The sequence below is a fragment of the Enterobacter sp. PL_is379 genome, assembly GCF_055817355.1.
In genome coordinates this window covers 1-13,211 of record NZ_JBVPGT010000024.1, presented here as the reverse complement: position 1 = coordinate 13,211, position 13,211 = coordinate 1, and the positions used below count along the sequence as shown (strand labels likewise).

Here is a 13,211-nt window from a genome sequence, read left to right as displayed (position 1 = left end):
ACACTCGAGTAGAACCGTCCATGCTGGTCAGCCAATACAACCATATCCTTGTCGTCCTCTCCTTTGTTGTTGCCATCCTTGCGGCGTATACCGCGCTGAACATGGCTGCACGCGTCGCCGGGAGTGAGGGCGTCGCTGCCCGCGTCTGGCTGGCTGGCGGCGGTATTGCAATGGGTATTGGCGTGTGGGCCATGCACTTTATCGGCATGCTGGCGATGGACCTCTCCATGAGCATGAGCTACAACGCCACCCTGACGGTGTTATCCATGGTCATCGCCGTGGGTTCGTCGCTGTTTGCGCTATGGCTCGTGAGCTGCGAGCAATTACGCCTGCGCCGACTGCTGCCCGGCGCGCTGGTGATGGGTAGCGGTATTGTTGCTATGCATTACACCGGCATGGCGGCGCTGGAAGTGATGCCGGGGATTATCTGGGACAAAGTCTGGGTGGCCATTTCGGTCGCGATTGCGCTTGCCGCTTCTCTCGCGGCACTATGGCTGACCTTCCGCCTGCGTCGCGAAGCCGCACAGGTCGTGCTGATGCGTATGGGGGCCGCCATCACGATGGGGATTGCCATTGCCGGTATGCACTATGCCGGGATGAAAGCGGCGCAGTTTCCCATGTCCACAATGGTTCATCATGAGGGGATTAACGGGAGCTGGCTGGCGGTGCTGGTCAGCGTTGTCGCCCTCTCTATTCTTGGGATTACCCTGCTGGTGTCGATGCTGGATGCCCGCCTTCAGGCACGTACCGCCCTTCTGGCCTCGTCGCTGGCAGAAGCTAACCGGGAACTCGCTCAACTGGCGCTGCACGATACCCTGACGCGTCTGCCCAATCGTATCCTGCTGGAAGACAGACTCGATCAGGCCATCAGCAAAGCCGATCGTGAAGGGAATCACTTTGCCCTGATGTTCATGGATCTCGACGGCTTTAAAGCCATCAATGACGCCTACGGCCATGATGTTGGTGACAGGCTGCTGGTCGCCGTTACGCAGCGTCTGCTGCTTCTCCTGAAAGGCCAGTTCACCCTTGCACGTATCGGCGGTGATGAGTTTGTTCTGCTGGCAGAGGGAGAAGGTCCGGACGACGCGGCATCGCTGGCAAATTCGCTGGTCCGCGCGATCGATAGCCCGTTCAATCTCGGCCCCTATGAACTGGTGGTGACTCTCAGCATTGGTATCGCACTGTACCCTCACGACGGCAAAACTGAGCGTGAACTGATGTTTAACGCCGACGCGGCGATGTATCACACGAAGCATATGGGCCGTAACGGCTACCACTTTTTCCAGCCCTCCATGAACACCCTGGCGCAGACCCATCTCCAGTTAATGAACGATCTGTGGATGGCGATCGATCGCAATGAGCTGCGCCTGCTGTATCAGCCAAAATTTCACGCCCCCGCGGGTCCTGTCCTCGGATTCGAGGCGTTATTGCGCTGGCAGCATCCTAAGCAGGGGTTACTGACGCCGGAGCTTTTTCTGCCGCTGGCGGAAAAAACGGGGCTGATCATCCCCATTGGCAACTGGGTGATTAATGAAGCCTGTCGCCAGCTGCGGGAATGGCATCTTCAGGGGCATCAAAGCTGGTCAATGGCGGTAAACCTGTCGACACTGCAGTTTGAACAACCTTCGCTGGTGAAAACGGTTCTCGACTGCCTGGCTCTTCACCATGTGCCACCGGAAATGTTGATCCTCGAAGTGACGGAAACCACGGCGATGAGCAACCCGGATGAGAGCGTACGGGTGCTGACAGAGCTAACGGATGCGGGCGTGAAGGCCTCCATTGATGATTTTGGCACCGGATATTCGAGCCTGCTATATCTCAAGCGGTTACCGGCCTGTGAATTGAAAATCGACAGGGCGTTTGTGAAAGAGCTCAGCGGCGAAAGCGAGGATGCCACTATTGTCTCAGCGATTGTCGCCCTTGCCAAAACGCTTAACCTGAAAGTCGTGGCAGAAGGTGTAGAAACCGAAGCACAGCAAGCCTTTTTAACCGAGCTGGGCTGTAACACCCTTCAGGGTTATCTGTTAGGTAAACCCACCAGCGCGCAGACCATAGAAGCACTTTGTGCCCGAGGGGAAATGTTACCTGGCGCTGAGCTGTAAGCATCCTCATCAGGCGACACGCGAATGACAGGGAGTGTCGCCAGTATGCTATCAACCAGAGCGGGAGCCTGCTGATAAAGATTAAAACTGTCGTTATTCATTAACCAGTTTTTAATTATTCCGCTAAAAAAACCGTGGAATACAATCAAGGTGAGATCAACATTCACCTTTGGCGAAATGATATTCTGCGAAATACAGGTCTCCAGCGTGGCGCGTAGCGTGTCATCATTGAATCCAATGCGGTTTCTGATTTCACGCTCTGAAATCATATCACTGCTAAATTCACACTTATGATACAGAATTTGTAAAAGCGCACATTGCCGGGGTTCACGGGCAATATACTGCAGCGCAGTAATAAATTGCTCACGAAGTTTTAACAATGGGTCGTCGCTATCGGAAAGGGAAAGCCTGTCACGAATAATGTCGCGAAGCGGTAATTGCTGTTCCCAGATGGCATTAAATATTTCTGATTTACTGGTGAAGTGCCAGTAGATCGCGCCGCGCGTCACCTTTGCAGCATCAGCGATATCCGTCAGCGTCGTACTGGCTACGCCACGCGTCGCAAACTGTCCTATAGCCGCCTCAATCAGCTGCTGCCGGGTTTGTTGAGCCTCTTCTTTCTTTTTACGCGCCATAGGCAACTACTCGTTACTCACAAGGTTTAAAGGTAATATTGCGTTCATGCAAATGTAAGTATTCACTAAAATCCGTTTTAATTTTGCACAAAAAAAGTCACCTCTCTTAATTTATAATCAATACAAATACATCGAGTCAATTAAATTGACGGGATGAATAACCAAACAACATAAACCCCATTTACCTGATTAACATGCCTGAAGTATATCCCGGAATGGACCAGGTCTGATTCTGATTTTCTCCAGAAGCATGGTCATTCGCACTTATAAATTAAAAAACATTAAATACCCTCATTATTATACGCAGCTACATTTTATTTTTTATCCCTCTGCCCCAGCTACCGGTTCGCGGCATATATCGGTTAATGGGTATTTAAAGGAACAGTAATGACGAATCATTTCAGACGCTTGCCCTTATCCGGTTTCATTGTCTGCGCGGTACTGCTCACAGGATGCGATGGTCAGGAAAATCAACAACAACACCTGCAGGCGCCTCAGGTCAGCGTGCACATTGTGAAAAGCGCACCTCTGGCTGTCACCACTGAACTCCCGGGCAGAACAGATGCATTTCGCGTTGCGGAGGTTCGTCCTCAGGTTAGCGGCATTATCCTTCGCCGCAACTTCGCGGAAGGTAGCGATGTAAAAGCGGGTGAGTCACTTTACCAGATTGATCCTGCGACCTATCAGGCAGCCTATGACAGCGCGAAAGGCGAACTGGCGAAGGCTCAGGCGGCGGCCAATATTGCGCACCTGACGGTAAAACGCTATCTCCCGCTGGTAGGCACCCAATATGTCAGTAAGCAGGAGTATGACCAGGCCGTGGCGACGGCTCAGCAGGCAGATGCCAGCGTGGTTGCCGCGAAAGCCGGCGTTGAAAGCGCACGTATCAACCTTGCCTACACCAAAGTAACCTCGCCTGTTGATGGTCGTATCGGGAAATCCAGCGTGACCGAAGGGGCGTTGGTGACGAACGGACAGGCCTCAGCGCTGGCAACGGTCCAGCAGCTCGATCCGATTTATGTCGATGTCACCCAGTCCAGTAATGATTTTATGCGCCTGAAACAGACTAGCCTGCAAAAAGGCGATACCGCCAGCAGCGTTGAGCTACTGATGGAGAACGGGCAGCCCTATCCGCTGAAAGGCACCTTGCAGTTCTCTGACGTCACGGTCGATGAAAGTACCGGCTCAATTACCCTGCGCGCCATTTTCCCGAACCCTCAGCATATGCTGTTACCCGGCATGTTTGTTCGCGCCCGCATCGATGAAGGTACCCAGCCGGATGCGATTCTGGTTCCCCAGCAAGGCGTGACCCGCACACCGCGAGGTGATGCAACCGTCCTGGTGGTGAACGATAAAAACCAGGTTGAGCCGCGTACCGTCGTCGCCCCGCAGGCAATTGGCGATCGCTGGCTGGTGACGGAAGGGCTGAAAAACGGTGACCGCGTGATTGTCAGCGGGCTACAGAAAGTCAGACCAGGGGTAACCGTCGTCGCCACGCCGGATACCACCACGACTCCAGCCGGTTAAGGGACGACGACATGGCTAACTTCTTTATTCAGAGACCGGTTTTCGCCTGGGTACTTGCCATCATCCTGATGATTGCAGGCGGGCTGGCCATTCTCAAACTTCCGGTCGCACAGTATCCGACCATCGCCCCTCCCGCCGTGGCGATATCCGCGACCTACCCGGGAGCGGACGCTCAAACGGTGCAGGATACCGTGACCCAGGTTATCGAACAGAACATGAACGGTATCGATAACCTGATGTATATGTCCTCCACCAGTGATTCAGCGGGTAACGTCACCATCACCCTGACCTTCGAGTCAGGCACCAACCCGGACATCGCTCAGGTGCAGGTACAGAACAAGCTGCAGCTCGCCATGCCGCTGCTGCCGCAAGAGGTTCAGCAGCAAGGGATTGGCGTGGAGAAATCCAGCAGCAGCTTCCTGCTGGTCGCCGGTTTTGTTTCTGACAACAAAAATCTCACGCAGGATGACATCTCTGACTATGTCGCCTCAAACGTCAAAGATGCCATCAGCCGAACGTCTGGCGTCGGTGACGTTCAGCTGTTTGGCGCTCAGTATGCGATGCGCATCTGGCTCGACAGCAACGCGATGAACAAATACCAGCTGACGCCGCTGGATATTATCAACCAGCTGAAAACCCAGAACGATCAGATAGCGGCAGGCCAGCTGGGCGGAACGCCGTCCATTCCCGGGCAACAGCTGAATGCCTCGATCATCGCGCAAACTCGCCTGAAATCGCCGGAGGAGTTTGGCCGCGTGACGCTCAAGGTGAACCAGGACGGCTCGATGGTTCATCTGAAGGACGTGGCTCGTATTGAGCTGGGCGGCGAAAACTACAACATGGTCACTAAAATCAACGGGCAGGCGGCAACCGGTCTGGGGATTAAGCTGGCAACCGGGGCCAATGCGCTGGATACGGCGGCAGCCATCAAAAGCAAGCTGGCGCAGCTGCAGCAGTTCTTCCCACAGGGGCTGAAAGTTGTCTATCCCTATGACACCACGCCTTTTGTGAAAATCTCCATTCACGAAGTGGTGAAGACCCTGTTTGAAGCGATCGTTCTCGTCTTCCTGGTCATGTACCTGTTCCTGCAAAACCTGCGGGCGACGCTCATCCCGACTATCGCGGTGCCGGTCGTTCTGCTGGGCACCTTTGCGGTTCTGGCGGCGTTTGGTTTCTCCATCAATACCCTGACGATGTTCGGCATGGTGCTGGCGATAGGTCTGCTGGTCGATGACGCTATCGTGGTCGTTGAGAACGTCGAACGTGTCATGGTCGAGGACAAGCTGCCGCCGAAAGAGGCCACGCAGAAGTCGATGGAGCAGATCCAGGGCGCACTGGTCGGGATCGCCATGGTGCTCTCGGCGGTCTTTATTCCGATGGCCTTTTTTGGCGGCTCGACGGGGGCGATCTATCGCCAGTTCTCGCTGACTATCGTTTCCGCTATGGCGTTGTCCGTACTGGTTGCGCTCATCCTGACGCCCGCACTCTGCGCAACGTTGCTTAAGCCCGTATCCGGCGACCATCATGAGAAAAAAGGGGGCTTCTTCGGCTGGTTTAACGCGCTCTTTGATAAAAGCGTTGAGCACTACAGCAACAGCGTGAGCGGTATTTTGCGTAAGACAGGGCGCTATCTGGTGGTGTACGTCATTATTGTCGGTGGGATGGCGGTACTCTTCCTGCGCCTACCCACCTCCTTCCTGCCCGAAGAGGATCAGGGGGTGTTTATGACGATGGTTCAACTCCCGGCAGGTGCAACCCAGACGCGTACTCAGCAGGTCCTCGACCAGGTTCAGGACTACTACCTGAACAAAGAGAAGGCGAACGTTGAATCCGTCTTTACCGTAAACGGCTTTAGCTTTAGCGGCCAGGGTCAGAACTCCGGTATTGCATTCGTCAGCCTGAAGCCCTGGGAGGAGCGCCCGGGGTCGGAAAATGGTGTCGAAGCCATTGTGGGTCGCGCGACGAAAGCCTTCAGTCAGATTAAAGATGGCCTTGTTTTCCCGTTTAACCTGCCTGCAATTATTGAGCTGGGTACCGCCACGGGCTTCGACTTTGAATTGATCGATCAGGCTAACCTGGGGCATACCCAACTGACTCAGGCGCGTAACAAACTGCTCAGCATGGTGAAAGAGCACCCTGATCTGCTGGTTCGCGTGCGCCCTAACGGTCTTGAAGATACGCCTCAGTTCAAACTGGATGTCGATCAGGAGAAAGCCCAGGCGCTGGGCGTCAGCCTTTCTGACGTCAACCAGACGATTTCGACGGCATTAGGTGGCACCTATGTGAACGACTTTATCGATCATGGGCGCGTGAAAAAGGTCTACGTACAGGCCGACGCCAAATTCCGTATGTTGCCAGGCGATATTAACAACCTCTACGTGCGCAGCGCGAATGGGGAAATGGTCCCGTTCTCTGCCTTTAGCAATGCTCATTGGGTCTATGGTTCACCTCGCCTGGAGCGCTATAACGGGATGCCCTCTATGGAGATCCTCGGTGAATCAGCCCCGGGTAAAAGTACCGGTGAGGCCATGGTTATGATGGAAAGTCTCGCGGCAAAACTGCCTTCCGGCATCGGCTATGACTGGACCGGAATGTCCTATCAGGAGCGGCTCTCGGGTAACCAGGCGCCTGCACTGTACGCCATTTCGCTGATCGTGGTGTTCCTGTGTCTGGCAGCGCTGTATGAAAGCTGGTCCATTCCGTTCTCCGTTATGCTGGTTGTACCGCTGGGGGTCATTGGGGCGCTTCTCGCAGCGTCGCTGCGCGGGTTAAACAATGACGTCTATTTCCAGGTCGGCCTGCTGACGACGATTGGTTTATCGGCGAAAAACGCCATCCTGATCGTCGAATTTGCTAAAGACCTGATGGAGAAAGAAGGCAAAGGCATTATTGAAGCCACGCTGGAAGCATCCAGGATGCGCCTTCGACCGATCCTGATGACGTCTCTGGCCTTTATCCTTGGCGTCATGCCGCTGGTGATCAGCTCCGGGGCCGGGAGCGGCGCGCAAAACGCCGTCGGTACGGGCGTTATGGGGGGAATGCTTTCCGCAACGCTTCTGGCGATTTTCTTCGTGCCCGTCTTCTTTGTGGTTGTTCGACGACGGTTTACCCACCATAAAGAGTAATATTCCCCCTAAAAGGCACCTTTGGTGCCTTTTTTATTTTTAACATAAACAATGAATTACGCTTTACATAAAGGCAGTGTTAAAAATATGATGATTTGCATTAAGTAAAAACAGTCTCTTGCAGCTCCATAATGTCTCCATTAATTCCTCCTGAAACCGATTTTTCTCCACGATTTTTACAAACTACATAATTTGAGATTATTCCTCGTGTAACGAGGACTTATCCCGGTGGTAAAATAACCTCCAGTTCGTTAATAGCCCTCCTGGCTTTATAGCGGATGAGAAATAATACTGAGGTAACATCATGAAAAGATTCATTTCCGTTGCACTTCTCGCTGCGCTGCTGGCTGGTTGCGCGCACGACTCTCCATGTGTACCGGTTTACGATGACCAGGGCCGACTGGTTCATACCAATACCTGTATGAAAGGCACCACCCAGGATAACTGGGAAACTGCGGGTGCTATCGCTGGCGGTGCTGCCGCAGTAGCGGGTTTGACGCTGGGTATTGTTGCCCTGACGAAGTAACATCTGTTGAGAAAGCGCGGCTCTGGCCGCGCTTTTGCTTTTAATGAGTGCAGTATTTTCAAATAAGTAAAAAAATAGCCCCGTATTTATTCACGTAATTAATCTAAGCCTGAAGTCAGTCACAGCTTTTTCGCATACTCATTCAAATTACTTATTCTATCGTGATGATTTTCACACATTAATATTATTGAATACCATGCCAATATTCACTCTGGAAACTATCTCCCCTTTTTCCTGACCCGACGCATAACTTTTGCTCCGATTTGTGGCACAGGTTGTAATTTCGCACCATTTCAGGGCGCTCGTTTTATTTAAGCCTGTCTACACTCAGCATTAAGCGTTCACTCGTCTCTTATTTTGTCGAACGCAAAACTGGCATTACGTTTGCTTTATAAACGTTGGCCAAAGCCACAGACAGGTTAAGCGTTTAAAAACGCCTCTATAACGATAAATTTCGCCACACAGGATGCATTATGAAAAAGACGATGATAGCCAGCCTGGCCGCTGCAGGCATGTTGTTTGCCGTAGCCGGTCAAGCCCATGCGGGAACGACACTGGATGCCGTTAAAAAGAAAGGTTTTGTTCAATGCGGTATCAGTGACGGTTTGCCTGGCTTCTCTTATGCCGATGCGAACGGCAAATTTACCGGTATCGATGTGGACGTCTGCCGTGGCGTTGCGGCCGCCGTTTTCGGTGATGACAGCAAAGTAAAATATACCCCGCTGACGGCGAAAGAACGCTTTACGGCGCTGCAGTCCGGAGAGGTCGACATGCTCTCCCGTAATACCACCTGGACGTCCTCACGTGATGCAGGCATGGGGATGTCATTTACGGGCGTGACCTATTATGACGGCATCGGCTTCCTGACCCACAATAAAGCAGGCCTGAAAAGCGCCAAAGAGCTGGATGGCGCCACCGTTTGTATTCAGGCGGGCACCGATACCGAGCTGAACGTCGCCGATTATTTCAAAGCAAACAACATGAAATACACGCCAGTGACATTCGACCGCTCGGATGAGTCGGCCAAAGCGCTGGAGTCCGGCCGTTGCGACACGCTGGCCTCTGACCAGTCACAGCTGTATGCCTTACGTATTAAGCTGAGCAACCCGGCAGAATGGATTGTTCTGCCTGAAGTGATCTCCAAAGAACCTCTCGGACCGGTCGTACGTCGTGGCGATGAAGACTGGTTCTCCATTGTTCGCTGGACGCTGTTCGCCATGCTGAACGCAGAAGAGATGGGCATCAACTCGAAAAACGTTGATGAGAAAGCCGCTAAGCCATCCAACCCGGATATGGCACACCTGCTCGGTACAGAAGGTGATTTCGGCAAGGATCTGAAGCTGGATAACAAGTGGGCCTACAACATCATCAAACAGGTGGGCAACTACTCTGAGATCTTTGAGCGCAACGTGGGATCGGAAAGCCCGCTGAAGATCAAACGCGGCCAGAACAATCTCTGGAACAACGGCGGTATTCAGTACGCGCCACCGGTACGTTAAGTCATAGCTGTAACGGGCACTGCTCAGGCAGTGCCCTCTCCAGAGTCATGGTTACTGAGGTTTCTTTATGTCCCATCGCCGCTCAGCCGTAAAAGGATCGCTATCCTTTTCTCATCCCGCGGTCCGCGCCTGGCTATTCCAGATTATTGCTATTGTTGCGGTTGTTCTCATCGCCGTGTATCTCATCCATAACACCATTACCAACCTGAATAATCGTGGCATTACCTCCGGTTTCGCGTTTTTAGATCGCAGCGCGGGGTTTGGCATTGTCCAGCATCTTATTGATTACCAGGAAGGTGACACATATGGACGCGTGTTCGTGGTCGGTTTGCTGAATACGCTGTTGGTATCGGCGCTTTGTATCGTCTTCGCGTCGATACTGGGCTTCTTTATTGGCCTGGCACGTCTTTCTGAAAACTGGCTGCTGCGGAAACTGTCGACTGTTTATATCGAGACGTTTCGCAATATTCCCCCGCTCCTGCAGATCTTCTTCTGGTATTTTGCCGTATTGCGTAACCTACCCGGCCCCCGTCAGGCCGTCGACGCGTTTGAGCTTTTCTTCCTGAGCAACCGTGGGCTATCCATTCCTTCTCCTCTGCCAGGTGAAGGTCTGTACGCTTTTATCGGCGCGATTGCGATCGCGCTTGCTCTCACTGTTGGGGTATTCCGTTTTAACCACACGCATCAGATCAAAACCGGCCAGCTTCGCAGAACCTGGCCGACGGCTGTCGTCCTGTTCGTTAGCCTGCCGCTGGTGGCTCACTGGCTGTTTGGGGCCGCACTGCACTGGGACATTCCCCATCTGCGGGGCTTCAACTTTCAGGGCGGGATGGTATTAATTCCTGAGCTGGCAGCTCTGACGTTGGCGCTGTCGATTTATACGTCCGCGTTTATCGCAGAGATTATCCGTGCCGGGATCCAGGCCGTACCTTACGGACAGCACGAGGCGGCACGCTCGCTGGGATTACCCCATACCGTGACGCTTCGCCAGGTCATCATTCCGCAGGCTTTACGGGTCATCATCCCGCCCCTGACCAGCCAGTATCTCAATATTGTCAAAAACTCGTCGCTGGCCGCTGCCATTGGTTACCCGGATATGGTGTCACTCTTCGCCGGAACCGTGCTTAACCAGACCGGACAAGCCATTGAAACCATCGCCATCACGATGTCTGTCTATCTGATCATCAGCCTGGTGATTTCACTGCTGATGAACCTTTATAACCGTCGTATAGCACTGGTCGAGCGCTAAGGATCTATGATGACAAAAGCGATACTGTCGCACTCCTCGCGCCCTGCCAACTCGACAGGTGGACGTTTCATTCTCTGGGCGCGTAAGAATCTGTTCTCCAGCTGGAGTAACAGCCTGCTGACGATTGTCTGCCTGTGGCTCATGTGGGAATTGATTCCTCCGCTGCTGAACTGGGCGTTTTTACAGGCCAACTGGGTCGGTTCAACCCGAGCAGACTGCACAAAAGCCGGTGCCTGCTGGGTGTTTATCCACGAGCGATTCGGTCAGTTCATGTATGGGTTGTATCCGCATGAACAGCGCTGGCGGATTAATCTGGCGCTGGTTATCGGCCTGCTCTCTGTCGCAGCCATGTTCTGGAAAAAGCTGCCTCATCGCGGACGCTATATTGCCGTCTGGGCAGTGGTTTATCCGATTATTGTCTGGGTACTGTTGTATGGCGGTTTTCTGGGGCTGGAACGCGTAGAAACACGCCAGTGGGGCGGTCTGACGCTGACGTTGATTATCGCTTCAGTGGGGATAGCCGGTGCTCTGCCGTGGGGGATTTTACTGGCCCTGGGGCGGCGTTCAAAAATGCCGATCGTACGCGTGCTCTCCGTTATCTTCATTGAGTTCTGGCGCGGCGTACCGCTTATCACCGTTCTGTTTATGTCGTCGGTCATGCTGCCGCTGTTTATGGCAGAAGGGACCACCATCGACAAGCTGATCCGTGCCCTGGTGGGGGTGATTCTCTTCCAGTCCGCCTATGTCGCTGAAGTTGTGCGCGGAGGTCTGCAGGCGCTGCCTAAAGGCCAGTACGAAGCGGCGGAATCACTGGCTCTCGGTTACTGGAAAACGCAGGGACTGGTCATTCTTCCACAAGCACTCAAGCTGGTCATTCCAGGGCTGGTCAACACGATCATTGCCCTCTTCAAGGATACCAGCCTGGTGATCATCATTGGATTGTTCGATCTCTTTAGCAGCGTGCAGCAGGCAACCGTTGACCCTGTCTGGCTGGGTATGTCCACCGAGGGATATGTCTTTGCAGCTCTGATCTACTGGATCTTTTGTTTTAGCATGTCGCGCTACAGCCAGCATCTGGAAAAGCGCTTTAACACCGGGCGTACACCGCACTGAGGAAATTATGAGCCAAATAACTATGACACCCGCCGACGCGATGATTACGCTGGAAAACGTGAATAAATGGTACGGACAGTTTCATGTCCTGAAGGACATTAATCTTAAGGTCAAGCAGGGAGAGCGCATTGTCCTGTGCGGCCCTTCCGGATCCGGGAAATCCACAACTATTCGCTGCATTAACCATCTTGAAGAGCATCAGCAAGGACGCATCGTGGTTGACGGTATCGAGCTGAATGAAGATATCCGCAATATTGAACGCGTTCGTCAGGAAGTGGGAATGGTCTTTCAGCACTTTAATCTGTTTCCGCACCTGACCGTTCTGCAGAACTGTACGCTTGCACCGATTTGGGTACGAAAGATGCCGAAAAAGGAAGCGGAGGCATTAGCCATGCACTACCTGGAGCGCGTACGTATCGCAGAACATGCGAATAAGTTCCCTGGCCAGATATCGGGTGGCCAACAGCAGCGTGTGGCTATCGCCCGTTCTCTGTGTATGAAACCGAAAATTATGCTGTTTGATGAACCGACATCTGCCCTCGATCCTGAAATGGTTAAAGAGGTTCTGGACACCATGATTGGGTTGGCACAATCCGGCATGACCATGCTGTGCGTGACGCATGAGATGGGGTTTGCGCGAACCGTGGCCGACCGGGTGATCTTTATGGACCGTGGGGAGATTGTTGAGCAGGCGCCGCCGGATGAGTTCTTTGCCCATCCGAAGTCAGAACGTACGCGAGCATTCCTGTCGCAGGTGATTCATTAGTCGTTTGCTCTGCCGGGTGGCGGCTTCGCCTTACCCGGCCTGCCGTTTTTTCGGCGCACAAACGCAAAAAGGCCATCCTTTCGGATGGCCTTCTCACTTATTTGATGTCTGGCAGTTCCCTACTCTCACATGGGGAGACCCCACACTACCATCGGCGCTACGGCGTTTCACTTCTGAGTTCGGCATGGGGTCAGGTGGGACCACCGCGCTAAAGCCGCCAGACAAATTCTTTTACTTCTTGCCGAACTTTAACCTAAGTATAAAGTGGTGCTGATACCCAGAGTCGAACTGGGGACCTCACCCTTACCAAGGGTGCGCTCTACCAACTGAGCCATATCAGCACGCTAAATTTGATGCCTGGCAGTTCCCTACTCTCACATGGGGAGACCCCACACTACCATCGGCGCTACGGCGTTTCACTTCTGAGTTCGGCATGGGGTCAGGTGGGACCACCGCGCTAAAGCCGCCAGGCAAATTCTGTTAATCTGTATCAGGCTGAAAATCGTCTCTGTCTCTTCGCCAAAACATCTTCGGCGTTGTAAGGTTAAGCCTCACGGTTCATTAGTATCGGTTAGCTCAACGCATCGCTGCGCTTACACACCCGACCTATCAACGTCGTCGTCTTCAACGTTCCTTCAGGAGACTTAAAGTCTCAGGGAGAACTCATCT

At 53.2% G+C, this 13,211-nt stretch carries 9 protein-coding genes, 1 tRNA gene and 3 rRNA genes; 8 read left to right on the top strand and 5 right to left on the bottom strand.

The window, feature by feature from the left end:
• The first annotated feature begins 20 nt into the window (after window positions 1-20).
• Window positions 21-2,102: a putative bifunctional diguanylate cyclase/phosphodiesterase gene (locus AC0TOY_RS05735; RefSeq protein ID WP_024906313.1), complete on the top strand. Its 2,082-nt coding sequence runs from the start codon at window positions 21-23 to the stop codon at window positions 2,100-2,102.
• On the opposite strand, the gene envR is transcribed toward AC0TOY_RS05735, so the two are convergent.
• On the bottom strand, window positions 2,018-2,737 hold the full coding sequence (gene envR / locus AC0TOY_RS05730; protein WP_024906312.1) for an acrEF/envCD operon transcriptional regulator: 720 nt from the start codon (window positions 2,735-2,737) through the stop codon (window positions 2,018-2,020). The two genes, AC0TOY_RS05735 and envR, sit on opposite strands and share 85 nt — an antisense overlap.
• Window positions 2,738-3,124: 387 nt before the next feature.
• Between envR and AC0TOY_RS05725 the strand changes: the two genes are divergently transcribed.
• From AC0TOY_RS05725 to AC0TOY_RS05695, 7 genes are all read left to right on the top strand, one after another.
• On the top strand, window positions 3,125-4,264 hold the full coding sequence (locus tag AC0TOY_RS05725; RefSeq protein WP_248272492.1) for an efflux RND transporter periplasmic adaptor subunit: 1,140 nt from the start codon (window positions 3,125-3,127) through the stop codon (window positions 4,262-4,264).
• A gap of 11 nt (window positions 4,265-4,275) precedes the next feature.
• Window positions 4,276-7,389, top strand: coding sequence for an efflux RND transporter permease subunit (locus AC0TOY_RS05720; RefSeq protein WP_061716400.1), 3,114 nt, complete (start codon window positions 4,276-4,278; stop codon window positions 7,387-7,389).
• Window positions 7,390-7,693: 304 nt separating this feature from the next.
• On the top strand, window positions 7,694-7,915 hold the full coding sequence (locus tag AC0TOY_RS05715) for a lipoprotein (RefSeq protein ID WP_008502867.1): 222 nt from the start codon (window positions 7,694-7,696) through the stop codon (window positions 7,913-7,915).
• 473 nt (window positions 7,916-8,388) lie between these two features.
• Window positions 8,389-9,414 (top strand): amino acid ABC transporter substrate-binding protein, encoded by a 1,026-nt coding sequence (locus AC0TOY_RS05710; protein ID WP_024906309.1) that lies wholly within the window; start codon window positions 8,389-8,391, stop codon window positions 9,412-9,414.
• Window positions 9,415-9,481: 67 nt separating this feature from the next.
• Complete coding sequence (locus AC0TOY_RS05705; protein ID WP_473721599.1) at window positions 9,482-10,663, top strand: amino acid ABC transporter permease; 1,182 nt, start codon at window positions 9,482-9,484, stop codon at window positions 10,661-10,663.
• A gap of 9 nt (window positions 10,664-10,672) precedes the next feature.
• On the top strand, window positions 10,673-11,776 hold the full coding sequence (locus tag AC0TOY_RS05700; protein ID WP_032650459.1) for an amino acid ABC transporter permease: 1,104 nt from the start codon (window positions 10,673-10,675) through the stop codon (window positions 11,774-11,776).
• 7 nt (window positions 11,777-11,783) lie between these two features.
• Window positions 11,784-12,542 carry an amino acid ABC transporter ATP-binding protein gene (locus AC0TOY_RS05695; RefSeq protein WP_014171880.1) on the top strand — a complete coding sequence of 253 codons (759 nt, stop codon included), beginning with the start codon at window positions 11,784-11,786 and terminating at the stop codon, window positions 12,540-12,542.
• A 106-nt stretch (window positions 12,543-12,648) separates the two neighbouring features.
• Here the strand turns inward: AC0TOY_RS05695 and rrf (AC0TOY_RS05690) are convergent.
• From rrf (AC0TOY_RS05690) to AC0TOY_RS05675, 4 genes are all read right to left on the bottom strand, one after another.
• Window positions 12,649-12,764, bottom strand: a 5S ribosomal RNA gene (gene rrf, locus AC0TOY_RS05690).
• Between the two features lie 43 nt (window positions 12,765-12,807).
• A tRNA-Thr gene (locus AC0TOY_RS05685) sits at window positions 12,808-12,883 on the bottom strand.
• A gap of 14 nt (window positions 12,884-12,897) precedes the next feature.
• Window positions 12,898-13,013 (bottom strand): 5S ribosomal RNA (gene rrf, locus AC0TOY_RS05680).
• A gap of 69 nt (window positions 13,014-13,082) precedes the next feature.
• Window positions 13,083-13,211, bottom strand: a 23S ribosomal RNA gene (locus tag AC0TOY_RS05675); the annotation flags it as partial.